Genomic DNA, 25,651 nt, shown 5'->3' with positions numbered 1-25,651 from the left:
CTCAAGGCATCGCCGCGTAAATCCGGGATGGGAGGAGCCCGGAAACAGGTCGGGAGCTACCCCCCGATGTTGTAGCGAGCGGCGGGTGCGCTTCTGGAAAGGTTCGGCATGAGTTTCTGGCGGGCGGCCTCATAGCCTGCCCAGTCGGCGGCATCCGTCAGCGCGGGGATCGTGATCACTTCGCCCTGGTCGAGACCGGCAAGTGCCGCATCCACCATATCCTCGGCCCGCATGACGATCTCGCTTGGGACATGCTCGATCGGCGTGCCCGCGATCTCCCAGAAATCGGTCGCCGTCGCACCGGGCAGCACGGCCTGGATGCGGATGTTCTTGTCAGCAAGCTCCTTCTGCAGCGACAGGGTGAAGGCCAGCACGAAAGCTTTGGTCCCGCCGTAGACGCCGTTCAGGAGTTCGGGCGCGACGCCGACGATGGAGGCGATGTTGATGATCGTACCGGCGCTGCGCGCGGCAAATCCGGGTGCGACCGCATAGGTCAGCCGCGTCAGGGCGTTAACGTTCAGCGTGATCATCTCTTCCATCTTGTCGACGTCGGAGGCGAGTAGCGGCGCGGTGGCACCGACTCCCGCATTGTTGATCAGCACCGTTATGCTCGCATCAGCCTGCAGGATCTTCTCGACCCGCCTGACATCGTCCCTGTTGCCGAGGTCCGCTGCGACGACTTCGACGGCGCGCCCCGTCTCGTCCGTCAGGCGGCTTGCAAGACCGTTCAATCGCTCGCGGTTGCGGGCAACGAGGATCAGATCGTAGCCGCGGCGCGCCAGGCGGTCGGCATAGATCGCACCGATACCGGAGGACGCGCCGGTGATGAGTGCCGTGCCTTTGGAATTCCTGCTCATTTCAAGCTCCTTTGCCTTGGGTTTGGAGCCCAGATGGTACGGTGGAAAGGCAATGGCTCAAATGTCGTAATTCCGGCGTTTTGAGCCATTCTCGTCTCTTATCGGGCCTTGGAGCCGTACCAACCTGTTGCAAGACCAAATCTCGCCGCGACCATGCGTGCGCCGTGTATCGGCCATATGTTCGGCAGCCGCCGGTTCTGTATCTCAATGTTCGAATGGCCGAGCCTGATTGCGGGCCGATACGAAATCTCCCCCTCGGCCATGTGGCTGCCCCGCAAAAGAAAAGGGGCCGAAAAATCGGCCCCGTCTTCCTGTCTTGCACGCTGTCGTATTGGCTCGTTCAGAATTCAGGCTTTGCAACACTTAGGGCAACAAACGAATGCCGGCCGGGGAAATTGAAAACCCATCTTGCGCAGCTTCCCGCCAATCGCATTGAACAATACTGTCCAACCTTGGCCACGGAGCTTCCCCCGTGTGTGGCCGCCGCCAGCGGTTTGAATGCCAAAACATGAAATGAAGATATAGTATCCCAGACGAGTAGCGCTCATTTGTTAGCTGTCCATTTTTCCAAGTCCATTCATCAGGACTAGCTGAGCCATCTGGCCAAAGCCGTTCACCACCGCCTGGCGTTGTATAACGCTCGACCATCAATGATTTTGGCGCCATCAACTTTTTGATAAAATGCTTTCGCCTTGGCCTCATAATACTTGTCAGAGCGCGTTCATCCAAAGAAAGATGCTCAACCGACGCTATGCGTAAGCGCCATTCCGGAATACGCCTACCCAATGTGCGCATTTTTTTAGTATTTTTAAAGATCGAAAGATGCCCGGCCATTATATCTGAATGCGATGAAACGGCATCGTAATTATCAAGAATTTCATCGGTGTAGATCGATCTGATATCCCCCCAAATGACATCAAGGTCGCAATATCCAAAAGATTTGTAACCCTCCAGATATTCTGCAAAACTCAATCCCAGAAATGGCTTTAGATCGCACAACTTATATGGGGGAATATGATGAAGATCGACGCCTATATCGTTTGATATTCTCTCCTTATATGCATCGAATGCACAATGTACGAACTTGACATTTGGAGCCGTGTTTTCAGGTTCCGGTTGATCCGTGGGTATCAGCCAGTCAATTTCACTGTTGTGCTTACATGACTCAATGAAGAAGTTAATCCACGCTGGCCATTTCCCAAACCAAGGTGAGATAAGTAATAATCTCTTCATGAAAAGTGCCTCGCCTAAAGATATCCCGTCACTTATTACAACTTTGGCTATGAACCAAGATGATCTCCGGCATGATCAACATCAAATAGGCACTGGTTAAATTATGCAACGCTTATCAATCTCGTTTGGCGGCAGACCGGCCGGGGCTCGAGGACATCAACCCACGGGATAGGATGCTCGAAATATTAGGCGTCTCGCGCCACTTCCTGCAGGTCAATGTCCGCCGTCTGGCCAATCATGGCATTGAGATCGTCGGCATAAAGGGATCAGCCAGTTCCGCTTGCGGCGCCTCCTGCAGCGATCCTCCGCCTTGGTTGGCGGTCACTTGCGGCCCGGGCACCACCCTTGCGGTCGCCGAACCGGCGACGAGCACAGCAAGGAGCGAGGGCTCGCCCGGGCTGCTGTCCCAGGCGCACGGCGCCGCGGCAAGGACGGCTATGGCGAAAACTGTTGCGACGATACGCATGATGGCTCCTTCCGTTTATCATGACCGCAGCGGCTCGCCCGTCTCGCGGGCACAAGCCTTACCCATCGCCAGAGTGTCCTCTGGGCGTATCGCGGATATGTCCGATCGGCCGCGATACTGTGTCCTTGTGTATTGGCGGAACCGGCACGCGCTGCTGCGAAGTAGCTCCAAACCGGTCGGCTCGTTGCTGCAATTCCTGACCTAATCGACCAGCTACGACGCGCTGTCGGCCACAAGCACGGGTTTCTCGCGATAGAGGCTCGGGAACAGGTGACGCAGGGCACCAATCTTCGGTTGCTCGTAAATGACAACATAGGGCTGGCCCGGATTGTTGTAGACGTAGTCCTGGTGATAGGCCTCCGCCTGATAGAACCCCTTGGCCTGTTCGATCGTCGTCGCAATCGGCCGGGAAAAGACGCCTGCCGCGTTCAGTTGCGCGATGTAGCCGGAAGCAACCTTTGCCTGCTTTTCATCGCGCGGAAAGATCGCCGATCGGTACTGCGGGCCCCTGTCCGGCCCCTGCCCGCCGACCTGTGTCGGGTCATGCGCAACCGAGAAATAGATCTCGAGCAGTCGCCCATAGCTGACCTGCCGGGGATCGTAGGTAATCTCAACCGCTTCGGCGTGCCCGGTGGTGCCGGTTTCCGTCTGCTCGTAGGTCGCCCTCTCCGCGCTGCCGCCGGCATAGCCTGCCCTGACGCCGGCGACGCCGACCACATGCTGAAACACCGCCTGCACGCCCCAGAAGCAACCGCCCGCCAGCACCGCCGTCTGGCTTGTTTCCGTTGAAGCGATATCGTGAAGCACCCTGGGAACGGGCTTGGCCTCCTGTGCCGCCGGTTCGTCAAGGGCGAGCGTCAGCCCGCCACCAACCAGTGCCAGCGTAACGAACACGCCTCGGGCAAAAACAGGGACGCGGCGCCCATGTTGTTGTTTGTCGGCCATCTCTGAACTCTCATCCAAAAGTGAAAACGAAGGCTTCTGCACCGGGTTCGAGAAAGCGGATCTCGAAGGTCCGTTCCCTTGCCGCACCCGACTGGCGCACGAGTTGATAAAGGCGGGTCTCCGTGACGGCGCCTTTGCCCGTCGCGTCGATATCTGCGCCGTGGTCCGCTCCGGGCGCGGCCCCGTCTATCGTCACCTGAAATGGGATCGGCTTGCCGCCGGCGCCGGGCCCGAGCACCAGGTGCAGGTCGCGGGCGCGGAACCGGTAGGTGATGCCGCCGCCGGTCTCGTTGACACGCGCCTGCTCGGCTCCAATGGTCCAGTTGCCCTTGAGACCCCATTCGTTGAGACCCGGCTCGTCGACCGTGTACCGCGCGGTGGTATCGGCCGAAACGCCCTCCGGCGACACGAAGTGCGCCGCCCGCTCGTAGCCGACATAGGTCTCGCTGGAGCCGAGGCGTGCCAGATCCGGCGAGACCTCGGCGCCCTTCGCATTCGGCTTGACCAAGTCGCCTTCGGCCTTCTTCCTGCCGGCGGCTTCCGCCAGCAGATCCTGGATCACCCGCTCGGAACCTTCATAGTCGCCTTCGCCGAAGTGGGTGTAGCGGATCTGCCCTTCGGCATCGATGAAGTAGTGAGCCGGCCAGTAACTGTTGGAGAAGGCGCGCCAGATGGCGAAGTTGTTGTCGATCGCCACCGGATAGGTGATCTTGAAATCGCGCACCGCCTTTTCGACATTGCCGATCTGCTTTTCGAAGGCAAATTCCGGCGCATGCACGCCGATGACGACCAGGCCCTGGTCCCGGTACTTCTCCGCCCAGGCCCGGACATAAGGAATAGTGCGGATGCAGTTGATGCAGGAATAAGTCCAGAAATCGACGAGCACGACCTTGCCGCGAAGCTCGGCCGGCGTCAGCGGCTTCGAATTCAGCCACTGCACGGCACCGTCAAGCGACGGAAACGGACCTTCGACCGGAAGGTCGCTGCGATAGGCCGCCTGTCGCGCATCCTTTGCTGCCAGGGTCATGCGGGTGCTGGCGACATCCACGGGCGAGGCATCGCTGCGCAGGCGATTGAGGATCGACTGCTCGAAGCCCGACGTGCTCGCATAGGAAAGCTGCGCCAGCAGACCGGTGTCGAGGCCGAGCGCGATGGCTCCCACCCCGGCGAGCACCGCGACGCCGAGACCCTGGCGGATGCGGTCGCCAATACCGAGCGAGCGCTTCATGGCAGCAAACACCCGGGCGCCGGCAAGGACGGCAAGCGCCAGCGAGGTCGCGGCACCCGCCGCATAGGCGGCAAGCAAAAGCGTCGTCTGCACATTCGCGCCATTCAGCGCCGCGCCGGTCAAGACGAGGCCGAGCACCGGTCCGGCGCAGGGCGCCCAGAGCAACCCGGTCGCAACGCCAAGAAGGATGGCGCCGCCGACGCTGCCCTTCTCCCCGGTCGCGGCCTTTCGCGACAGTCGGTTGCCGAGTTCGACGAGCGGCCCGGTCACGAAGGCGGCCGCTCGTGTCGACAGCAGCGTCATGCCGAAGACTGCGAGCAGCGCGATCGCGGCGTAGCGACCGTATTCGTTCGCCTGCACCGCCCAGTTGCCGCCGAGTGCTGCAAGCGAGGCGATGCCCGCGAAGGTGACTATCTTGGCGAGCAGCATTGGGAGAATGCTGGTGGAAAACGGTTGGTCGGCGCGGGCAAACACGAATGGCAGCACCGGCAGGATACAGGGGCTGACGATCGTCAGCACGCCTGCAAGATAGGCTACAACAAAGAGGATCATCATCGTCTCTCCGCACTGGATCGATTGCGTGGTGCACAGCGATCGCTTGATATGTGCGGCAGAGGACCATCGCGACGTATCGCCGATGTTTCCGACAAGGGCGGATTTGTATCTCAGTGCATCAGGGTGCCCCCTGACCATCGCAAATCGCGTAATCAATATATTCCATGAGATATAACGCTGTGCCATAGTGCGGCCCGACCGATCCCTCTCGCTATCGTGGCCTCCATGTTGAAATCTCTTGCGATAATCCTCTCCGCCATGCTCGGCCTTGCCTCAGGCACAGCCGAGGCGCGTACGATCACCGATGCCGCCGGGCGAAAAGTCGAGGTGCCCGATACCATCTCCCGCGTGCTTGCTGCCGGGCCGCCGGCCTCGGTGCTGACCTATGTTCTCGCGCCGGACAAGCTCGCCGGCTGGGTGCGCGAGACGACGGATGAGCAAAAGGCATATCTGCTGCCGTCCGTTCACGACCTGCCGACCTACGGCCAACTCACAGGCAAGGGCGGCAGCGCCAATGTCGAGGCGGTGCTTGCCGCCAAACCGGACATCATTCTCGACGTCGGCACCGTCAACGATACCTACCGCTCGCTTGCCGACAAGGTGCAGGCGCAAACAGGCATTCCCTACGTGCTGATCGACGGCCGTTTTGCCGACAGCGGCAAGACGCTGCGCGACGTCGGCGCGCTGCTTGGCGTCACCGAACGTGCGGAAGAACTCGCGACCTACGCCGACCGGCGGATCAAGGATCTGAACGACAGCCTCGCCAAGATCCCCGCCGACCAGCGGCCGCGCGTCTATTATGGTCGTGGCCCGGAAGGGCTGGAAACGGGCCTTGCCGGCTCCATCAATGTCGAGATTCTCGAAGCCGTCGGCGCCGAGAACGTCGCGGCTGCCGCCGGCAAGGGCAGTCTGACCCAGGTGTCGCACGAACAGGTCCTCTCCTGGAACCCGGACGTCATCATCGCCGCAAGCGGCAAGTTCGCTGCCTCGGCCAAGAAGGACCCGCTCTGGGCCGACGTGAAGGCCGTCACGGACGGCCGGGTGTTCACCGCTCCGTCGCTTCCCTACGGCTGGTTCGACTCGCCGCCCGCCATCAACCGCCTGATCGGCGTCGCATGGCTGCAGAAGCTGTTTTATCCCGAAAGCTTCAACGGCGATCTCGCGAAGGAGACCCGCGATTTCTACAAGCTGTTCTACCAGGTCGACCCGACGGACGAACAAGTGGCCACGCTCCTGAAGGGGGCGGTGCCGGCTTCGAAATGAACCGCAGGCAGGAAGCGTCGGAAGTGATGGTCGCCGAGCGCAAAGGCGGCCTCTGGCTGCTCGCAGGCGCGCTCTTCCTGCTGGCGCTGGTGTCGATGGCGGTCGGCAAATATGCCGGCCCATCGGAGATTGTCGCAGCGCTGCGCTCGGCAGCTTCCGGGCAGGCAACTGATCCGGTGCTGTCGACCGTGCTCTGGAACGTACGGCTGCCGCGCGTGGCAGGCGCGATCCTGATCGGCGCAGCCCTTGCAGCAGCCGGCGCCACCTATCAGGGGCTCTTCCGCAATCCCCTCGTTTCACCGGATATACTCGGCGTTTCCGGCGGCGCCAGCCTCGGCGCCGTCATCGGCATCTTTCTCTCGTTGCCGGTCATCGCAATCCAGGCCGTGAGCTTTGCCGGCGGGTTGCTCGCGGTCGCGGCGGCCTATGCGGTGGGCATGGCAATCCGCGGACGCGATCCGGCGCTGACGCTGGTTCTGGCCGGGATCGCCGTCGGTGCACTCGTCGGTGCCGGCATATCGCTGATCAAGATCCTCGCCGATCCCTACGACCAGCTACCGGCGATCACCTATTGGTTGCTCGGCAGCCTGACCGCGATCACCCGTCTCGACGTCGTCTCGATCCTGCCGGCGCTTCTGGTCGGGCTGGTGCCTTTGGTGCTCTTTCGCTGGCGCATGAACCTGATGACGCTCGGCGACGAGGAAGCCCAGACCTTGGGCGTCGACACGCGTTTGACGCGCGCCGTGCTGGTCGCCGCGGCAACGCTGATCACCGCGGCCGCCGTCTCCGTCAGCGGCGTCATCGGCTGGATCGGGCTCGTCATCCCGCATATCGCGCGCATGCTGGTCGGTCCCGACTTCCGCCGTCTGCTGCCGGCGTCGATGATATCGGGTTCCGCCTATCTGCTCGTTGTCGACATGCTGGCGCGCAGCATAGCGCTGATCGAAGTGCCGCTCGGCATCCTGACGGCAGCCGTCGGCGCGCCGTTCTTCCTGTGGCTGCTCGCCTCCGGGCGGAGGGCGTGGCAATGACGCTGGAGATCAGGGGGCTCGCCTTTGGCTATGGCGAACGCACGGTGGGCGCCGACATTTCCCTGTCGCTTGCAACCGGAGAGGTTCTGGCTCTGCTCGGCCCCAACGGCGCCGGCAAGACGACGCTTTTCAAGACCGTTCTCGGTCTCCTGCCGGTCAAGGCCGGCGACATTCTCCTCGATTGCAAACCGCTTTCAGCCTGGTCGCGGCGTCAGCGCGCCAAACGGATCGCCTATGTCCCGCAGGCGCATGCCGCACTTTTCCCGTTCACGGTGCTGGAGGTCGTGCTGATGGGACGCGCGCCTCACCTCGCGCCGTTCTCCTCGCCTGGCGCCCGCGATCGTCGGATCGCCATGGAGGCGCTTGCCGGCCTTGGCATGGCCCATCTCGCCACGCGCCCCTATACCGAGATCAGTGGCGGCGAGCGCCAGATGGCGCTGATCGCCCGTGCACTCACACAGGAACCCTCCATTCTCGTCATGGACGAGCCGACCGCCAATCTCGACTATGGCAACCAGATGCGCGTGCTCTCGCATATCCGGTCGCTGGCAGAGCGCCGGCTTTCGGTCGTGCTCTCGACGCACAATCCGGATCACGCCTTTCTCGTTGCAGACCGCGTTGCGCTCCTCCACGCCTCGAAGCTCATCGCACTTGGCTCACCGCGCGAGGTGTTGACGGCCGCCGCCCTCAAGCAACTCTACGACATCGACGTGGTGATCGGCTCGATCGACGGCAGCAAGGCCCGTCTCTGCGCGCCACGCTTCGCCGCCCCTCTGCCATGAAAGGAACTGACCATGGTTCGCCAGAACGAAATCCGTGAGAACGAGGTGGCCGTGGATCCGCCAGCGCCCACCGACGCCGGCCTCGTCTTCATCGGCCGCATCGCAACGCCCTGGACTTCGCGCATGGAAACGCCGCGCCAGGGCCGGCACGATGGCCCGCTCTGCCGCATCGAGATCTTCGAGCCCTGGGTTCTGGCGCTGAAAGGCGTGGAGGCGTTCGAGCGGCTAGAAATCCTCTATTGGCTCGATCAGTCCAGGCGCGACCTCGTGCTGCAAAGCCCCGCCAGCAACGGCGAGGTGCATGGGACGTTCTCGCTGCGCTCGCCGGTGCGGCCCAATCCGATCGGCACTTCGATCGTCAAGCGCGAAGCCGTGGAAGGTTCGACCCTGCTCGTGCGCGGTCTCGATTGCCTCGACGGCACGCCGCTGATCGATCTGAAGCCCGACCGCACCCTGTTCAAGCCGATCGCGCCACCGCAGCGCGGCGATTTCGAAACCGGTGACGGCCCCGTGCACCATTGCCAGAAGGCGTGACCCGATTTCAAAGTTGGCAGGGCGCAACAGACGATCCGTGCGCCCCAGCCTCAACGTATCAGTCGATCCCGACCATGACGTCCGAGGCCTTGATGACCGCATAGGCCTCGCCGCCGACCTTCAAGCCAAGTTCGTCGACCGACTCGTTGGTGATGGCTGCGGTCACGATCGAGCCGCCGACGTCGATACGCACATGGGCGGTGGTCGCGCCCTTGATCACTTCGACAATCTTGCCCTGGAGGCGGTTGCGTGCGCTGATTTTCATGCGGTTTTCCTTCGTGTTCACTGGCTGGGACGTCGGCGTTTGGCCGCCGATCCACAGCCGGACCGGGTTTACCCCGGACAAAGGCTGCGAGTAGCGGCGTACGATGCGAAACAGTATCACCGCTGCGCGTTGGGTCACGCCGCAATATAGCGAGGTCAATCGCGAAGCGTGACCCACACCGGCGCATGGTCGCTCGCCCCCTCCATGCCACGAACGCCACGGTCTATACCGGCACCCGTGAGCTTGCGGGAAAGCTTGCGGCTGAGCAGCAGATGATCGAGCCGCAGCCCCGCGTCGCGCTCCCAGCGGTTCCGGCGATAGTCCCAGAACGTGAAAAGCTGGTCCTTCGGATGGACCTTGCGCAGCGCATCGAGCCAACCCTGGTCGAGAAGTTCGCGGAATGCCGCGCGGCTTTCCGGCTGCACCAGCGCGTTGTCGTCGTATGAGCTCGTCGGGTAGATGTCGCGCGGTTCCGGCACGATGTTGAAGTCGCCGGCAAGCACGACAGGCAGATCGAGCGCGTAAAGATCGGCAGCATGTCTGGCCATGCGCGCGTGCCAGGCAAGCTTGTACTCGAACTTCGGCCCCGGCTGCGGATTGCCGTTGGGGGCGTAAAGGCAAGCGACCAGGATTCCGCTGATGGCCGCCTCGATGTAACGCGCCTGACTGTCCAAGGGATCGCCGTCGAGCCCGACGCGGGTCAGCACCGGCTCGCTGTCTCGGGCAAGGATCGCAACACCGTTCCAGGCCGATTGCCCCTGCCAGACCGCGCCATACCCGGCCGCCTCGATCGCCGAACGCGGAAACTGGCGATCGGCCGCCTTCAGTTCCTGCAGACAGACGATGTCGGGCTTGGTTTCCTTAAGCCAGGCGATCAGGTTTTCGAGCCGCTTGCTGATGCCGTTGATGTTGAAGGTGGCGATCTTCATCCCGGCAAACAGATCAGCGCGTCAGCCGGGCGGCCCAGGATGCAACCGCATCGGCGACGGTGCGAAGGTGATCCGCGGTCGAGAACCCGGAAAGGCTCTTGCGCGGTTTCAGGTCATGGTCGCCGTCCTCGAGCCAAAGGACCTCGATCGCATCGGAAAGCGTATAGTTCGGAACCTCTTCGCGCGTGCCGAACTCGTCTCTCGTTCCCTGGCAGATCAGGGTCGGCGTCTTGAGGTCGGCGAGATGCTTCGTGCGCAGCTGCTCGGGCTTTGCCGGCGGATGGAAGGGATATCCGAGGCAGAGCAACCCGACAATCTTGCCGGCTGCGTGCAGCTGGTCGGCGACCATGCTCGCAACCCGCCCGCCCATCGACTTGCCGCCGATGATAAGCGGCCCCTTGGCCCCGAGCGCTTCGATGGCGGCGATGTATTCCGGATTGAGCGTTTCGGCGCGCGGCGGCGGCTTGCGCCCGTCAGATGTTCGCCGCGCCGCCATGTAGCCGAACTCGAAGCGGGCGACACGAAAGCCCGCACTCGCCAGCGCCTTGGCGGTCGCGTTCATCGAGGTGGAATCCATCGGCGCGCCGGCCCCATGGGCAAGGAGGATGGTGACATCCGCATCGTCAGGTCCGTCAAGAAGGAATGTGTCGCCCATATCAGCCCGCTGTTCTCGGACGGCTGTGCAAATCGACATATTGCACGCCGCGTTCCGCCGTCCGCGCCCATTCGCTATCGCTGTCGAGTTCGAGATAACGGCTCCACCAGCGCCGCGCTTCACCGAGGTCACCCGCATCGAATTCGAGTTTCGCCAGATTGAAGATCGCGTCGGCATAGTCGCCGTCGATCTCGATCGCCTTCTTGAGATGCCTGCGCGCGGCGTCGGTTCGCCCCCGCTCGCTCATCAGCCCGGCGAGGTTGAACCAGGCCTCGACGAAGGAGGGATCGAGCTTGATCGCGCGGGCGTAGTCATGCGCCGCATCCAGCGCGTGTCCCGCCGCCTTCAGGCAATTGGCGCGGTTGAAGGCCGCAACCGAATCCGTCCGGTCCATGGCAAGATAGCGTTGATAGAAGGCGGCCGCCTGCTCGTAGTCGCCGTTCGCTTCCGCCCCCTCCGCCAGATCGAAGAGATCTTCCAAGGCGGCATCGTCAGGCGTGCCGAGGTCGAAGAGCAGCTGTCCGTTCAGTTCGCTCAAGCCCTCGGCGCTGCGGGCATAGATCGTATCGGTCCCGCCGTGGTGCAGCGAAAGCGCCGTCAACGAGGCGACCTGGCCTGACCGGTGCACAGACCGGGCGATCGCGCCCCAGGTCGCGCCGCTTCCGATCAGCTCCGCATATTTCCGCGCAAGGATGAGGTCGCGGAAGGAATAGGGCTCGCTGTCGTGTTCGAACGCGTCGAACAGGGAGAGCAGATCGAAGACCCGCGGGGAAAGCCGGGCCTGGTCGATCAATGACTGGCGCGTGAGCGCCGATGCCGCCGGTACGGACAGAAGCCCGAGAAGCCGGAGGAATCCGTTTTCGCTGACAAGCCATCGTCCGGCCGCATGCTCGGCATCGAAACGAGCCTCGATCTCCGCTTCGCTCGACTTGGCGAGCAGGCTCCGGCCGAACACCAGATACGTCGTCTGGCGCGTGACGCCGCGGCGCAAATGCCCGTGCTGGCGCTCGACCTCCCGCGCCACAAGCCGGCGCGGAAAGGCCGAGATCGCCCCGACAATACCGAATGTCTGGCCGGCAACAGCCATCAGGCTTTCTTCTTCGCGACCGGTTTTGCCGCTGCCCGCTTGGCAGGCGCCGCCGCCTTGCCTGCTTCCTTGGCGGCCGGTTCGGCCTTGGTCTTGCTCTTTGCCGGCGGCTTCGACTGCGACAGGCTCGCCTTCAACGCATCCATGAGATTGATGACATTACCGCGCTCGGGGGCGGCCGCGATGATCGGCTTGTGGCCCTTGAGCTTCTCACGGATCATCTTCATCAACGCGATCTCGTAGCGATCCTCGTAGTTCTTCGGATCGAACACCGTCATCTTCTGCTGGATCAGCGCTTCGGCAAGCTGCAGCATTTCCGGGTCGGGATGACCGACGGGGATGTTCCCGAAATATTCAGCTGTTCCACGCACTTCGCTCGGATTTCTCAGAGTGCACACGAACATACCTGTTTCGCGCGCGCCGATGGTCACCACCCGCTCGCGGCTTGAAAGCACGAGGCGCGCAATCGCCAGCTTGCCGCTCTTCTTCAATGCTTCGCGCAGGACGACGAAGGTTTCCTCGGCCATCGCGCCATCGGGCGCGAGATAATAAGGCGCGTCCTGGTAGATCACGTCGACCGAGCCTTCGTCGACGAAGGCCTCGATGTTCATCGTGTGGTTGGACTCGATCCGGACGCTTTCGAGGTCGGCGTCTTCGATGATGATATATTTCTTGTCTTCGTATTCGTAACCCTTGACCAGGTCGGAGCGCTCGACGAGGCCGAGCTCCGGGTCGACCGGCTTCATGTTGATCCGGTTATGGGTATCCTTGTGCAGTTGATTGAAGCTGATGCGCTCGCTCGAACTGGTCGCCGGATAGAGCCTGACGGGGCAACTGACGAGACTGAGTTTGAGATAACCTTTCCAACTTGCCCTGGGCGCCATTGATGTCTCCTACGCGGCCAAACGCATTACGTCCTCGTTTCGGACAGAAGCGGCAGATCCTTGGCAAAGTCGTCGATATCCGCCCAGGGATCGCCGAAAGTATCCAGAAGTCCAGGCAGCGAAGAATAGTTCAAATCCTCCGGAGCGTCGATAGTCTCCAGATCCGCCCAATGGAGCGGCGCCGAAGCCGGCAGGTTGGTGCGTGCCCGCAGCGAATAGGGCGCGGCCGCCGTATGGCTGCGGGCATTGCGGTGGAAGTCGATGAAGATCCGCTTCACGCGGTTCTCCTTGCCCATCGTCGTGGTGAAGGTCTCGGGCGCGGTCGCCGTCAGTCGCGACGCAATGGCGCTCGTCGCCTGGTGCGTCTTCTTCCAGTCGAGCTTCGGCGTCACGGGCACGACGACATGGATGCCACTGCCGCCCGATGTCTTGACGAAGGGAACTAGGCCGAGCCCCTCCAGCTCGCCGCGGATATGGACGGCGGCCTCGACCACGTCGCGCCATGCGATGCCCTCGCCGGGATCGAGATCGAAGACGATGCGATCGGGCTTCTCCAGCCGCGCGCGCCGCGAGCCCCAGCTGTGAAGCTCGATCACGCCGAACTGGGCAAGCGCCAGATAGCCCTTCGTGCCCTCGATCGAGAGGAAAGACTTGCTCTCGCCCTCGGAATTGGTCGCGTTGAAGCTGACGATGGAGGGCGGCATGCCGGTGAAGGGGTGGCGCTGGAAGAAGCAATCCGTGCGCTTTCCCGTGGGACAGCGGAAGAGCGACACCGGTCGACCAAGGATGTGCGGCAGCATGAAATCGCCGACGAGCGCGTAATAGACGGCAATGTCGAGTTTGGTCGGCCCGGATTTGCCGAACACCCGGCGGTCGGCATTGGTGACCTGGATCGTCGCAAGGTCGGCGTCCGTGATCAGCCGCTTGCGCGGCGAAGCCGCCGGGGCAGAAAGTTCGACGTCGCGAAGCCCCTTGAAGACCGCATGACGCAGGACATTGTCGGTCGTGCGGTTGGAGTAGTGGATGCGGGCGCTCAGGACCGGCCGCACCCAGAGGATTTCCTTGGGTGCGCCATCGAGTGCCGTCGCGCCACCGCGCAACGCTTCCAGCCGGACGAGCAACTGTTTGGCCGTCTCCGCATCGAACCCGGTTCCGACCTTGCCGCGGTAGTGCAGCTCGCCGTCCACCCATTCCCCGAGCGCCAGCGCCGCAAGGCCTTCGGCGGCCTCGGAGACGGTATAGCCGGCGATCACGAAATCATCGCTGTTGAGCGCTTTCGTCTTGGTCCAGGTCTGAGTGCGGCCGCTGCGATAGGGCGCCGAGGTGCGTTTGGAGACGATCCCTTCCAGCCCCAGTTCCGAGGCATGCTCGTAAAGCCCGCGCCCGTCCCCTACGACATGGTCGCTATACTGGATGGCCGAGCGGCTGGACACCTGCCCTTCAAGCAGCTGCACCAGCAGCGCCTTGCGCTTTTCCAGCGGGACCTCGGTCAGGTTCCAGCCATCGAGGTAGAGCATATCGAAGGCATAGAAGACGAGCTTGCTGTCCACACCCGTCGAAAGCGCATCCTGCAAGAGCGCGAAACGGCTGATGCCCTTGTCGTCGAGAACGACGATTTCCCCATCGATGATCGCCTCGCGGCAGGGCAGCTCGCGGAAGGCATCGGGCAGATCGCCATAGCGTTTCGTCCAGTCCAGCCCGCTGCGGGTGATGAGCCTGATACTGCCGTCCGAAATGTCCGCCATCGTGCGGTAGCCGTCGAATTTGATCTCGTGCAGCCAGTCCGTCTTGTCCGGCCTGTCCGGCCTGTCCGGCGGGCCGCCCGGTGGCTTCGGCGTCGGGCTGGCAAGCTGCGGTTCGATCCGTTGCGGCTTCGGGCCCTTCACCGCGCCCGGCAATGCGCCGGGCTTGAGAACGGCGCGCTTCGTCGACTTCTTCGGCAGCTCGACCAGTTCCTCGATCCGCCGGCCGCTTTTCACGCTTTCCGGGCGTAACGTCAGTATGTCGGCATCAGGGTCGGCCGCGAGATCATGCTCCTTGAACAGCAGCCAGTTGCGCTTGTCGTCGTCGCCCGGTTTCGGTTTCAGCCGAGTCAGCATCCAGCCGCCATTGAGCTTCTCGCCGGCAAGACGAAACTTGAAGGCGCCGGTCCTGAGGCTCTTCTCGATATCGTCCATCGGCGCCCAGACGCCGGCGTCCCAGACGATCATCGGCCCGCCGCCGTACTCGCCCTCGGGAATGACGCCTTCGAAGTCGATATAGTCGAGCGGATGGTCCTCGGTCTCGACCGCCAGCCGCTTGTCGGCGGGATTGAGTGATGGCCCCCTGGGGATCGCCCAGCTCTTCAGCACGTCGCCGACCTGCAGCCTGAGATCATAGTGATCGGCGGTGGCGTGATGCTTGTGCACGACAAAACGATTGCCCTCCCCACCGGTTCTCCCGGCAGGCTCCGGCGTCCTGGAAAAATCCCGTTTCGCGCGATAGTCCTTGAGTTTCGATGCCGCCATACAGCAAAGCTAAAACGTGTTCGCAAAGGTCGCAATATGCGCCACGGCCAGGACACGCGGCGCAGAAATTTCGGAAAACAATTGCTTTCTCAACTCGGCTCACCTAAAAATTCGATGAATTTGGAAAGCCGTCATGATCGAAAAGCAGAAGACGCCACGCTCCCGCGGCCGTCCCCAGGTCCGGCCGGACGACGAGACGCGCCAGGTGATCGTCCTGGCCGCGGAACGGCAATTCTGCGATTTCGGCTACGAGGCGGCGAACATCAATATCATCGCTCAGAATGCCGGCGTTTCCACCAAGACGCTCTATCGGCTGTTTCCGACCAAGGCCAATCTGTTCGAGCGCGTCATCTCCCTCAGGATTGCCGAGTTCGTGCTGGAAGCCGATGAAGAAAACCTGGAAGATCTGGGCGTAAGGGGTGGCCTGGTGCACCTGCTTGCCGCCTACGGACATCTCGTGCTCTCGCGCGACACGATCGCGATCATCCGCCTGGTGCTCGCCGAGGCAGAACGCTTCCCCGAAGTTGCTGCCACCTTCTGGGAGCAGGCGATCCAGCGGACAAGTGCCACCTTGGAGCGATGGCTGAGGACCCAGGTGGCCCACGGCCGGCTCGCGGTGGCCGACCCGCGTCTGACCGCAGGCATGCTGCGCGGCATGATGGCGATGGAGCCGCAACGCGCCGTCATGATGGGTTGCCTTGGCACCATCGACGAGGCGACGATCACGGCACGAGCAGAAAGCTGCGCCGACATTTTCCTGACGGGCGCCTTGCCGAGATAGGGCCACCGCCCTCCGCGACAAACTTTGACGATGCCATCCAACTGTCATCAAGCTGTAACGTGAGACGGTATAACTCTCCGCGCGGAAGCCCTTCCGCCGGGCGCATGAGGCGTCGCGACCAGCCTTCGGCATGGCCTCCCTCCCCTTAAGCCCGGTGCTTGTTATGCGTTTGTCCGCGAAGCTTCCCCTCGCAGCGGCGGCTCTTGCTGCCTTTTCCATTGCCGCCACCAGCCTTGCCAGCCTGACGGTCAGTGGCGACCTGTCATCGCGCGCGGCGATCGAGAAGCTCGAGGCGCTCGCCGATGCCCGCCGCAACGAGCTTCGCCATTACCTCGCCACCGTGGAGAACGACCTGCGCAATCTGCAGGCGCAGAAGTCCGTCGCCAAGGCACTCAGCGACCTGAATGGCGCCACAGCCAGGCTCGGCGACAAGGCCGAGACCGAACTGCAGCGCCGCTATCTCGCGGAGAACCCCAACGCCGAAGACAAGCACGCGCTCTACAGCAGCGCCGGCGTCGACGACTACGACACGTTGCATGCGCGTTATCACCCGTTTTTCCGCCGCTTCGCGGAAGCCCATGGCTATCGCGACGTGCTGCTTGCCAACCTCAGCGGCAACGTCGTCTACTCCCTCAACAAGAAGGGCAACTTTGGCGTCAACCTCAAGGAAGCGACCTGGAAGGGCACGGGTCTCGGTCGCGTCTTCCGGGAAACGGCCGAGGGAACGGACAAGAGCAGATTGGCCTTTGCGTCCTACGAGACCTATGGACCGCTCGCCGGCAGCGCCGCGGCTTTCATCGCCATTCCGCTGGAATCGATCGACGGCAAGATCGGCACGCTGATCCTGGAGATGCCGGACGCCCGGATCGGCGAAATCGTCGGCAACCGCACCGGCCTTGGCGAAACCGGCGAAACGATCCTGCTCGACGGGAACGGGTTCTTCCTCGCCGACAGCGCCGCCACGGCTGGCAACGATATGCTCAAGGCCCGGATCGTGGCCGATCAGCCGGCGGAGGGCGGCATCGTCAGCAGCAGGCTTGCCGATTTCCGCGGCGAGGAAGCGCAGCTCGCGGCGACCAGCCTCGATGCTTTCGGCACCCGCTGGACCATGGCCGCCGTCATGACCTCGCGAGAGGCATTCGCTGCCGTCACCGCCTTGCGCAACTGGACGCTTGCGGCTGCGCTCGCCGTCCTGGCGGCCGCGCTGGCAATTTCCATCTGGTATTCGCGCCGGCTGACCCGCCCGATCACCGGTCTCGTCCGCGACATGAGCCGGCTTGCCGATGGCGACACGACGATCAGCGGCGTCGGCGGCACCCGCAAGGACGAGATCGGCGACATGGCCCGCTCCGTCCTCGTCTTCCGCGACGCTCTTCACGACCGTGCCCGCCTTGAGGCAGAGGCGGCGCAGACACGGACCATGATCGAAGAGGAGCGGCAGGGCCGCGAGGCGACCCAGGCGGAAGTATCACACCAGATCAACGAGGCCGTGGAAATGCTGGCCGCAGGACTGGAACGTCTATCCCAGGGCGACCTGACCGCCCGCATCGACCGGCCCTTCGGCGCCGGGTTCGATCGCCTGCGCTCGGACTTCAACCAATCCCTGGAGAGCCTTGCATTGACGCTTGGCGACGTGAAGGCGAGAAGCGCCGATATCGACGGAGAGACCGGCGAGATGCGCGACGCCATCGGTCAACTTGCCAAACGCACCGAACATCAGGCAGCAACCTTGGAAGAAGCGACCGCAGCCCTCAGCGCAATCACCGCCACGATCGGCCGCACGGCCGAACACGCCACATCGGCAACCACGATCGCGGCTGCCGCCAAGGCGAGCTCCGACCGCTCGGGCGAGGTGGTGATGAACGCCGTCGGCGCCATGGCCCAGATCGAGAAGGGATCGGTCGCCATCTCCCAGATCATCGGCACGATCAACGACATCGCGTTCCAGACCAACCTCCTGGCCCTGAACGCAGGGGTCGAGGCGGCGCGCGCCGGCGAAGCGGGCAAGGGCTTTGCGGTCGTTGCCCACGAGGTGCGGGAGCTGGCGCAGAAATCGGCGCACGCCGCCCGGGAAATCAAGGCGATCATCACGACTTCGGCCGACGAAGTGGCAAAGGGCGTTTCGCTGGTACGCGCCGCCGGCGACGCACTCGACGAAATCTCCGGTCAGATCCATGCGATCAACGAGCAGACCCTGCAGATCGCCGGTGACGCCCGCGACCAGGCAACCGACTTGCAGCACATCAACCAGACCATGCTGTCGCTGGACGCGGTGACCCAGCAGAACAATGCAATGGTCGAGGACAGCACCGCCATGACCCACAGGCTCTCCGGCCAGGCATCCGGCCTGTTCGATCTGGTCGCGCGCTTCCGCACCACATCCGGCGGACGTCGATCGGAAACACGCGCGGAAGAGCTGGCTGACCTTCGCCGCACGGCCTGACCTCGCCCCCTGGCGGCCGCCGTCCAGACGCATAGGTGCCACCGCCTTGACGCGAGGACCATGGCCTTGACGCTTCGCCGAACGCATTTTACGCCATGGCGGGAGTGCTCATGGAGCGCGGGGAACCATGCGGATAGCCAGCCTTGCGATGTATGTCAGCCCGCCGCCGCTCGCGGCCGCAACGGCGGCGCTCTGGGAATTCCTGCGCGACGACCTGCGGCACGAGGGTCTGGCGGATGTGCCCGACCGGTTGGATGGCCGCCTTCGTCATGATGAGGCCTGGCTTCATCCGACGCTGCTCCTCGCACAAACCTGCGGTTACCCCTATGTCCGGCATCTGCGCGGCAAGGTTCGCCTTGTCGCTACGCCGGTCTACGGGCACCCGAGCTGCGACGGGCCCTACATGTGCAGCTTCATCATCGTGCGAGCAAACGCCCCGATCCGTTCCCTCGAAGATCTCAGGGGGACGCGGGTTACCATCAACGATCCGATCAGCAATTCCGGAACCAATCTGTTGCGCGCGGCAATCGCACCCCACAGCCGCAATGGCCTGTTCTTCTCCTCTGTTGCCGAAACCGGAAGTCATCTGGCAAGCATTGACGCGGTTGCATCGGGCACTGCCGACGTGGCCGCGATCGACTGCGTGACCTACGGCAACACGCAACGTTTTGATCCGGAGCGCGTGGCCGGTCTGCGGGTCCTGGCCGCCACGGCGAGCACGCCGGGCCTGCCGCTCATCACCCGCGGCGACGCCTCGGACGACGAGCTTTTGCTGCTGCGCGGCTCACTCGGACGGGCGATCACGGAGCCCAATTTGGCTGAGGCCCGCGATGTGCTTTGCCTAAAAGACTTCGCGGTTCTGTCGGATGCGGATTACGAGCCTGTGGCCGAGTTGGCGCGCTTCGCACATCGTCTCGGCTACCCCGAGATCGCATGAGCGCGCACCTGCGATAGGCCTCAGGATCTTCAGCGTGCCTGGGCCAGCGCCACCGCATCGGCGCCGGCCGGGAAATGGAGCTGGCCTGACAAATCGTTCGTTGCCTGCCAAACAGCCTCCGCGACGTCGGCCTCCTTCGTCACCAGAGGGGGAGCTGCAAATTGGGCGAAGATCGGCGCTGCGAATTCGGCGTAGGCCTCGGGGATCAGGTCCTCGACCCGCACCGTGGTGTTGTGGGCAAAGCGGGTGGTTGGCGCGTAACCCGGCTCGACCAGTTTGACGCGGATATCGAAGGCGGCAAGCTCGTGGGCAAGCGAACCGGTGAAGCCGGTGATCGCCGTCTTGCTGGCGGTGTAGGCCGCGGCCAGCGGCATGGCGGCAAGCGTCACGCTGGAGGTGACGTTGACGATGACGCCCGCCTTGCGGGTACGGAACTGCGGTATCACTGCCTGGGTCATCGCCATCACGCCGAAAGTGTTGGTGTCGAAAACCTTGCGGATATGGGACATCGGCGTCGCCTCGAAGGCACCGACCACGCCGATGCCGGCATTGTTGACGAGCGCGTCGATCGGACCGCTTTCCTCGATCACGGCTGAGATGCTGTCGGGATCGGTGACATCGAGCGCCAGCAGACGAAACCGCCCCGATTTCGGCAGGATATCGTGTCGGGGCGAGCGCATCGTGGCGATCACGTTCCAGCCTTCGGCATGAAAGCGCCGCGCCGTCTCCAGCCCGTAGCCGGAAGAGCAGCCAGTGATCAGTACAGTTTTCATAGCGGTATCCTTCGTGGTTGCGATGAAAACGAAATACGGTGACGACGCCGGACGTTCTACGGCTTGAAGTCCTGATTTGATTTGCTATCGTCCTGAAATGACCGATCCGCTCTCGCAACTTATCCAGCTTCTGCGCCCGCGCACGGTGTTCACCAAGGGCATCAGCGGCGCCGGTCGCTGGGCGGTGCGGTATTCCGAGTTCGGCCATCCGAGCTTTTGCACCGTCACCGAGGGGGCGTGCCGGCTGGCGGTCGATGGCGAGGCGCCGGTGACGCTGCAGGCGGGCGACTTCGTGTTGTTGCCGAGCACGCCCGGCTTCACCATCTCGGGCTTCGACCCGGTGCAGCCAACCTTCGTCGATCCCAAGGCAGTTCCGTCGCCGGTTGGCGACGTCCGTCATGGCAGGCAGGACGGCGAACCGGACGTGCGTCTGCTCGGCGGCTATTTCGTTCTCGACTCGCCCGATGCCTGGCTCTTGGTTTCGCTGCTGCCGGCCTTGATGCACTTGCGCGGGATCGACCGGCTTTCGACGCTCGTGCGCATGGTGGGAGACGAGGCGCGCGACGAGCGCCCCGGCCGCGACCTGGTTCTGGCGCGGCTTGTGGAAGTGATGCTCGTCGAGGCGCTTCGCACCATCCAAGGCGAAAGTGCGACACCCGGCCTGTTGCGCGGGCTCGCCGATGCGCGGTTGGCGGCGGCCATTCGCCAGATCCACAGCACTCCGGCCCATGCCTGGACCGTGGCGGAACTGGCGCGCGAGGCGGCGCTTTCCAGGTCTGTCTTCTTCGAGCGCTTCACCCGCGCCGTCGGCGTGCCGCCGATGGAATATCTGCTCGTCTGGCGCATGGCGATCGCCAAGGACCTGCTTAGGCAACGCGAGCTGGACCTTGCCGCCGTCGCCGAGCGTGTCGGCTACGGATCAGCCAGCACCTTCAGCACGGCCTTCAGCCGCCATGTCGGGCAGTCGCCCGGGCGCTATGCGCGGGCGGCAACCGCCTGGTAGGAGCGTTGGCCACGCGGGCGACAGGTTCCTGTCTCCATCCCGGGATCGGCTGGAGCCCGTCACATTTACACCCCGTTCGGTCGCCAATAGGGAAAATCAACGGCCAACAGCGAATCCTAATTCATGCTTCGACGTCTTTATGATTGGACAATGTCGCTCGCGACGCGGGAGACCGCCATTGTCTGGCTTGGCATCATCGCCTTTGTCGAAAGCTCGATCTTTCCGGTGCCGGCGGATCTTCTCTTGATCCCGATGGCGCTGGCGCGCCCGGAGCGAGCCCGGCGCTATGCGCTGGTGGCGACGGTCTGTTCGGTACTTGGCGGCATCGCCGGCTGGTATCTCGGCCATTACGCCTTCGACACCATCGCCAGGCCGCTGCTCGAATTCTACGGCAAGCTCGATACCTTCGAACACCTGAAAGCCTCGGTCGACAGCGAGATGCTGGCATTGCTGCTCGTCACCTCGGGCCTGGCGCATCTGCCGCCGATCAAGGTCGTGACCATCCTTTCGGGCGCCGCCAACATCCATCTCGGCCTATTCATCGTCTCGGCAATCATTGCCCGCGGCGCGCGCTTCTTCCTGCTCGCCTGGCTGCTGCGCCATTTCGGCGAAGAGATCCGGGATTTCCTCGAAAGGCGTCTTGGCGCGCTGGCGGGCGCGGCGGCGACAGTCCTGATCTGCCTCTTCGCCGCACACCGCTTTCTGTCCTGACGGGCCGCGCCCGGACTTACCTGCGCGGCAGTGAGAGCGGCGCAAGTGTCCCCATTGCGCGACCCTTCGTGTCATTCTCGGCCGCCTTGCGGCAAGCGTAGTCCTGCGCTTCCTGGAGCTTTGCGAGCGCGCCGTCATAATCGATCAAGGTCGGGCGGCCATCACTGACGACGCAAGTGCCGTCCACGTGGACACGCTCGATCGCCCGCTCGGCCGCGCAATGCAGCAGGTTGCGCAAGGGGTCGTAGACCGGCTGCATGGCGTTGTGCCTGAGATCGACCACCAGGAAGTCCGCCTTCGCGCCGACGGCGATCTGGCCGATGTCATCACGGCCGAGTGCCCGGGCGCCGGCGGTCGTAGCCGCCTCAAGGATGTCGCCGGTGGATACGTCGAAGACGGACTTGCCCGACAGCCGCGCGCAGATCATCGCCTGACGCATTTCCTCGAGCATGTTGAACGGATAGCTGTCGGTGCCGAGCGCGACGTTGACGCCCGCGCGGCGGTAGCGGCCGACCGATTCCAGCGCCATGCCGCTACGCGAGAAGGTGACCGGGCAATGGGCGACCGTCGTCTGGCGATCGGCGAGCAGACGCAAGTCGATCTCCGTGCGCTGCCGCGTCCAGGAATGGCTGTCGACGAAGATGCAATGGCCAAGGATCAGGTCCTTGCCGAGCAGACCCAGCTTTTCGAGATATTGGACGGCCGTCAGCCCGTGCCGGCGCAAGAGTTCTTCGTGCTCGGTCATGGTCTGGGCGGCGTGAATGGTGATCGGCATGCCGCGCTGACGGGCTGCCGCCACCGCATCCTGCAACAGTTCCGGCGAGCAGGTCTCGATCTGCGACGGTGCGACGACGCCGCCAAGGCGGCCCGATGGGTGTGCATTGGCAGTATCGACGACCTCAAGCGCTCGCGCAAAGGCTTCGCGTCCCCGCGCCCTGTCCCAACGGAAGTCGAGACGATGGCTGTCTTCGACGTGCCATTGCGCTTCGCGGAAACCCGGCGCGACGAAGGCGCGCGCACCACTCTTGGCAAGCGTCGGCAGCCAACTCGCATGCGGACCGGCAATATCGAGCAGCGTGGTGACGCCGCTGCGCATCAGGTCGCCGACCATGACCGTCAGCGACGCTTCGATCGCGTCGTCATCGATTTCCAGAAGATTGGAGTATTCGTAGAGCGCATTGCCCCAGAGCGCTGCCGTCCCCATGTCCTCGAAGATGCCCTTGGAGATCGGCTCCTCGCCGGAATGGCAATGCACGTTGACGAAGCCCGGCAGGATCATCCGGTCGCGGCCGGAACTCTCGCTGGCGAACGGACCGTCATAGTGGCCTCCGACATGCACGAAGCCCTTCTCGTCATAGGCGACGTCCGCGTCGTTGAGATAGACATGGCCATTAAGCTCGCGGTCGAAGGCGACGAGCGTATGCGCTTTGCGGATGACGTGGATCTCTTTAGTCATGCGTGGTCCTGAAATATTGCTCGAGGAAACGGCTGTAAGCTCCCATAAGGGCGCTGAAAACGAAGTATACGACAGCGGCGAAGACATAGCCCTCCAGCACCGCGATGCCCTGCCATTGCGGGTCGCGCATGGCGGTGCGGACGGTGTCGAGGAAGTCGAGCAGACCGACGATCGTCACTAGCGTCGTATCCTGGAAGAAGCCGATGAACAGGCTGACCAAGGGCGGAATGACCTTCTTCAACGCCTGCGGCAGCACGATCTTGCGCATGATCTGCCAATAGTGCAGCCCCAGTGATTGGCCGGCCTCCACCTGCCCCTTGGGTATCGCCTGCAGGCCGCCGCGCACGATCTCGGCGATATAGGCGGCGGCAAAGAGAATGATCGCCACCTGTGCCCGCACCAGCTTGTCGATGGTGATGCCATTGGGCATGAACAGGGGCAGCATGACCGTCGCCATGAACAGGATGCTGATCAGCGGCACCCCGCGCACGATCTCGATGAAGCCGACGCCGAGGACGCGGATTGCCGGAAGGTTCGATGCGCGGGCGAGCGCCAGCGCAATGCCGAGCGGCAGCGCGCAGGCAAGCCCGATGAAGGAGAGCATGAACGAAAGCGGCAGCCCGCCCCATTGCGTCGTCGGCACGACCGTGAGGCCGAAGTAGCCGCCCGCCATCAGCACATAGAGCACCGGCAGGACGACGGCGACCCACGCGAGCAGCAGTCCCCGCCCCCAGACCTTCGGCACCATCGAGACGAGGCAGGCGCCGAGAAACAGGAGCATCGCCGTCAGCGGTCGCCATTGCTCTTCAAAGGGATAAAAGCCGAAGAAGATGTAGCGCATCTTCGCCGACAGGAACGGCCAGCAAGCGCCGCTCGTCGCCTTGCATTCCGCCGGCGTGCCGACAAAGGTGGCGTCGACGAAGAGCCAGCCGATCGCGAGCTTGGCGAGCGCGAAGACCGTGCCGAGGCACAGGATGGTGATCAGTGCATTGCCAGGCGTGCCGAAATAGGCGCTGAACCAGCGGCTGCGCGCCGCCGGCGGCACTTCGCGGCTCGGCGCAAGCGCCGCGCTGCTCACGAGGGTGTCGACCTGTGTCATGGCTCAGCGCTCCCTCAGCGCGACCCGCGCATTGTACCAGTTCATCACCAGCGAGATCAGGATCGACAGGCCGAGATAGACCCCCATGAAAATGGCAATGGCTTCAATCGCCTGGCCCGTCTGGTTCATAATCGTGTTTGAAACCATCACCAGATCCGGATAGCCGATGGCGATCGCGAGAGAGCTGTTCTTGAACACGGTCAGATAGGTGTTGGTGAGCGGCGGAATGATGATGCGCAGCGCCTGCGGCAGGATCACGAGCTTCAGCGTGCGTGCCCGCGACAGGCCAAGCGCCGTCGCCGCTTCCCACTGCCCCTTGCTGACCGCCTGGATGCCGGCGCGAACGATTTCCGCGACATTGGCCGACACGCTGAGCGTCAGGCCGAGCAGAAGCGCCACGAATTCAGGGCGCAGATGATAGCCGCCACTTAGGCGGAAGCGGCCGAGTTCCGGCACATCCCAGGTGACAGAGATGTTGGCGAAGAGGATGGTTGCCACGAGCGGCAGCAGAAACGCGATTGCCGCGAACAGGGCAATCGGCCGCTCCTTGCCGGTAACGATGCGGCGGCGACCGAGAACGCGCGCGGTGGCGAAGGCAGCAGCGACGCCGACAACAAAGGCCGTGACCAGCGCGGCAAAACCGCTCTGCCAGTGGAGCGCCGGCGTGACCAGACCGCTGTTCGACAGAAAGACGCCGGGAAGCATCTCGATCGCCTGCTTGACCGGCGGAAAGACGGAGATGATCAGCGAATACCAGAGCAAGAGGTAAAGCAGCAGCGGCACGTTGCGCAGCGCTTCCACATAGGCAAGCATCAGCCGCGACAGCACCGGATTGTGCGACAGCCGCCCGATGCCGACCAAGAGACCGAGAACGGTGCCGAACAGGGCGGCGAGCAGCGAAACCTTGACCGTGTTGGTGATGCCGACGAGGATCGCGCGGCCGATCGTATCGGTGGGCTCATAGGTGATGGCAGATTCGGTAATGACAAACCCGGCCTGGCGCGCCAGGAAGCCGAAACCGGTCGCAATATCCTGCTTGGCAAGATTGGCGCTTGCGGTGCTGAACATCACCCAGGCGATGAGCAGCACGACGCCGACGGCGATCACTTGATAGAGATAGGCGCGAATGCGCGCGTCATAAAACAGGGGCATCGGCACCCGTCCCTTGGAGCACAATGTTCTCGGGCCGGCGCGACCCAAGATCATAACCTGATCGACTTCCATCGT

General features: G+C 63.3%; 24 protein-coding genes. 9 read left to right on the top strand and 15 right to left on the bottom strand.

The genetic code is table 11. The features are described from left to right. Positions 1–56 precede the first annotated feature (56 nt). The 5 genes from C1A35_RS16300 to C1A35_RS16285 all read right to left on the bottom strand — a co-directional run bounded on the left by C1A35_RS16300 (position 57) and on the right by C1A35_RS16285 (position 5,281). Complete coding sequence (locus C1A35_RS16300) at positions 57–857, bottom strand: SDR family NAD(P)-dependent oxidoreductase (protein ID WP_104665330.1); 801 nt, start codon at positions 855–857, stop codon at positions 57–59. A 363-nt stretch (positions 858–1,220) separates the two neighbouring features. Continuing rightward, positions 1,221–2,090, bottom strand: coding sequence for a DUF6625 family protein (locus C1A35_RS35975; RefSeq protein WP_158665086.1), 870 nt, complete (start codon positions 2,088–2,090; stop codon positions 1,221–1,223). Between the two features lie 235 nt (positions 2,091–2,325). Next, complete coding sequence (locus C1A35_RS16295) at positions 2,326–2,556, bottom strand: hypothetical protein (protein WP_104665329.1); 231 nt, start codon at positions 2,554–2,556, stop codon at positions 2,326–2,328. Between the two features lie 213 nt (positions 2,557–2,769). Next, positions 2,770–3,501, bottom strand: coding sequence for a peptide-methionine (S)-S-oxide reductase MsrA (msrA, locus tag C1A35_RS16290; RefSeq protein WP_104665328.1), 732 nt, complete (start codon positions 3,499–3,501; stop codon positions 2,770–2,772). A 10-nt stretch (positions 3,502–3,511) separates the two neighbouring features. Then, a complete protein-coding gene (locus C1A35_RS16285) occupies positions 3,512–5,281 on the bottom strand; it encodes a cytochrome c biogenesis protein DipZ (RefSeq protein ID WP_104665382.1) in 1,770 nt (589 codons plus the stop codon). A 228-nt stretch (positions 5,282–5,509) separates the two neighbouring features. Between C1A35_RS16285 and C1A35_RS16280 the strand changes: the two genes are divergently transcribed. The 4 genes from C1A35_RS16280 to tsaA are packed head-to-tail and all read left to right on the top strand — an operon-like array spanning position 5,510 to position 8,894. Continuing rightward, a complete protein-coding gene (locus C1A35_RS16280) occupies positions 5,510–6,547 on the top strand; it encodes an iron ABC transporter substrate-binding protein (RefSeq protein WP_104665327.1) in 1,038 nt (345 codons plus the stop codon). Between the two features lie 26 nt (positions 6,548–6,573). Beyond that, positions 6,574–7,578 carry a FecCD family ABC transporter permease gene (locus C1A35_RS16275; protein WP_104665381.1) on the top strand — a complete coding sequence of 335 codons (1,005 nt, stop codon included), beginning with the start codon at positions 6,574–6,576 and terminating at the stop codon, positions 7,576–7,578. Continuing rightward, positions 7,575–8,360 (top strand): ABC transporter ATP-binding protein, encoded by a 786-nt coding sequence (locus C1A35_RS16270; RefSeq protein WP_104665326.1) that lies wholly within the window; start codon positions 7,575–7,577, stop codon positions 8,358–8,360. The genes C1A35_RS16275 and C1A35_RS16270 overlap by 4 nt, the downstream gene beginning before the upstream one ends. A gap of 12 nt (positions 8,361–8,372) precedes the next feature. Further along, positions 8,373–8,894 carry a tRNA (N6-threonylcarbamoyladenosine(37)-N6)-methyltransferase TrmO gene (tsaA, locus tag C1A35_RS16265; protein ID WP_104665325.1) on the top strand — a complete coding sequence of 174 codons (522 nt, stop codon included), beginning with the start codon at positions 8,373–8,375 and terminating at the stop codon, positions 8,892–8,894. A gap of 58 nt (positions 8,895–8,952) precedes the next feature. Here tsaA and C1A35_RS16260 read toward each other — a convergent pair whose 3' ends face one another. The 6 genes from C1A35_RS16260 to ligD form a co-directional block, all read right to left on the bottom strand. Then, entirely contained in the window at positions 8,953–9,159 is a 207-nt protein-coding gene (locus tag C1A35_RS16260; RefSeq protein WP_104665324.1) for a TOBE domain-containing protein, read from the bottom strand. A gap of 155 nt (positions 9,160–9,314) precedes the next feature. Further along, on the bottom strand, positions 9,315–10,088 hold the full coding sequence (gene xth / locus C1A35_RS16255; RefSeq protein WP_104665323.1) for an exodeoxyribonuclease III: 774 nt from the start codon (positions 10,086–10,088) through the stop codon (positions 9,315–9,317). Positions 10,089–10,101: 13 nt separating this feature from the next. Then, on the bottom strand, positions 10,102–10,743 hold the full coding sequence (locus C1A35_RS16250; protein ID WP_104665322.1) for an alpha/beta hydrolase family protein: 642 nt from the start codon (positions 10,741–10,743) through the stop codon (positions 10,102–10,104). 1 nt (position 10,744) lies between these two features. Beyond that, the gene (locus C1A35_RS16245; protein ID WP_104665321.1) at positions 10,745–11,830 is read right to left on the bottom strand and encodes a tetratricopeptide repeat protein; all 1,086 of its coding nucleotides are present in this window, start codon (positions 11,828–11,830) and stop codon (positions 10,745–10,747) included. Beyond that, the gene (gene ku / locus C1A35_RS16240) at positions 11,830–12,714 is read right to left on the bottom strand and encodes a non-homologous end joining protein Ku (RefSeq protein WP_104665320.1); all 885 of its coding nucleotides are present in this window, start codon (positions 12,712–12,714) and stop codon (positions 11,830–11,832) included. The genes C1A35_RS16245 and ku overlap by 1 nt, the downstream gene beginning before the upstream one ends. 26 nt (positions 12,715–12,740) lie before the next feature. Continuing rightward, on the bottom strand, positions 12,741–15,221 hold the full coding sequence (gene ligD, locus C1A35_RS16235) for a DNA ligase D (RefSeq protein ID WP_104665319.1): 2,481 nt from the start codon (positions 15,219–15,221) through the stop codon (positions 12,741–12,743). A gap of 133 nt (positions 15,222–15,354) precedes the next feature. Here ligD and C1A35_RS16230 point away from each other — a divergent pair, with 133 nt between their 5' ends. The 3 genes from C1A35_RS16230 (at position 15,355) to C1A35_RS16220 (ending at position 19,382) form a co-directional block, all read left to right on the top strand. Further along, complete coding sequence (locus tag C1A35_RS16230; RefSeq protein WP_104665318.1) at positions 15,355–16,002, top strand: TetR/AcrR family transcriptional regulator; 648 nt, start codon at positions 15,355–15,357, stop codon at positions 16,000–16,002. 163 nt (positions 16,003–16,165) lie between these two features. Then, on the top strand, positions 16,166–18,445 hold the full coding sequence (locus C1A35_RS16225; protein ID WP_104665317.1) for a methyl-accepting chemotaxis protein: 2,280 nt from the start codon (positions 16,166–16,168) through the stop codon (positions 18,443–18,445). A gap of 127 nt (positions 18,446–18,572) precedes the next feature. After that, positions 18,573–19,382, top strand: coding sequence for a phosphate/phosphite/phosphonate ABC transporter substrate-binding protein (locus C1A35_RS16220; protein WP_104665316.1), 810 nt, complete (start codon positions 18,573–18,575; stop codon positions 19,380–19,382). Positions 19,383–19,411: 29 nt separating this feature from the next. Here the strand turns inward: C1A35_RS16220 and C1A35_RS16215 are convergent, their stop codons facing one another. Continuing rightward, on the bottom strand, positions 19,412–20,155 hold the full coding sequence (locus C1A35_RS16215; RefSeq protein ID WP_104665315.1) for an SDR family oxidoreductase: 744 nt from the start codon (positions 20,153–20,155) through the stop codon (positions 19,412–19,414). Between the two features lie 97 nt (positions 20,156–20,252). On the opposite strand from C1A35_RS16215, the gene C1A35_RS16210 reads away from it, so the two are divergent. Both C1A35_RS16210 and C1A35_RS16205 read left to right on the top strand, forming a co-directional pair. Continuing rightward, on the top strand, positions 20,253–21,158 hold the full coding sequence (locus C1A35_RS16210; RefSeq protein WP_104665314.1) for an AraC family transcriptional regulator: 906 nt from the start codon (positions 20,253–20,255) through the stop codon (positions 21,156–21,158). A 123-nt stretch (positions 21,159–21,281) separates the two neighbouring features. Beyond that, positions 21,282–21,869 (top strand): YqaA family protein, encoded by a 588-nt coding sequence (locus C1A35_RS16205; protein WP_104665313.1) that lies wholly within the window; start codon positions 21,282–21,284, stop codon positions 21,867–21,869. Between the two features lie 16 nt (positions 21,870–21,885). Here C1A35_RS16205 and C1A35_RS16200 read toward each other — a convergent pair whose 3' ends face one another. Genes C1A35_RS16200 through C1A35_RS16190 form a run of 3 tightly spaced genes read right to left on the bottom strand, consistent with a single transcriptional unit; the run spans position 21,886 to position 25,576 of the window. Further along, positions 21,886–23,325, bottom strand: coding sequence for an amidohydrolase family protein (locus tag C1A35_RS16200; RefSeq protein WP_104665312.1), 1,440 nt, complete (start codon positions 23,323–23,325; stop codon positions 21,886–21,888). Then, complete coding sequence (locus C1A35_RS16195; protein WP_104665311.1) at positions 23,318–24,424, bottom strand: amino acid ABC transporter permease; 1,107 nt, start codon at positions 24,422–24,424, stop codon at positions 23,318–23,320. The genes C1A35_RS16200 and C1A35_RS16195 overlap by 8 nt, the downstream gene beginning before the upstream one ends. Before the next feature lie 3 nt (positions 24,425–24,427). Beyond that, a complete protein-coding gene (locus C1A35_RS16190; protein WP_104665310.1) occupies positions 24,428–25,576 on the bottom strand; it encodes an amino acid ABC transporter permease in 1,149 nt (382 codons plus the stop codon). Between the last annotated feature and the right edge of the window lie 75 nt (positions 25,577–25,651).

Origin of the sequence: Ensifer adhaerens (assembly GCF_002940685.1) — a bacterium.
Classification (GTDB): domain Bacteria; phylum Pseudomonadota; class Alphaproteobacteria; order Rhizobiales; family Rhizobiaceae; genus Ensifer; species Ensifer adhaerens_E.
Note: the sequence above shows the minus strand (reverse complement) of the source record. Positions and strands in the feature narration are given on the sequence as shown.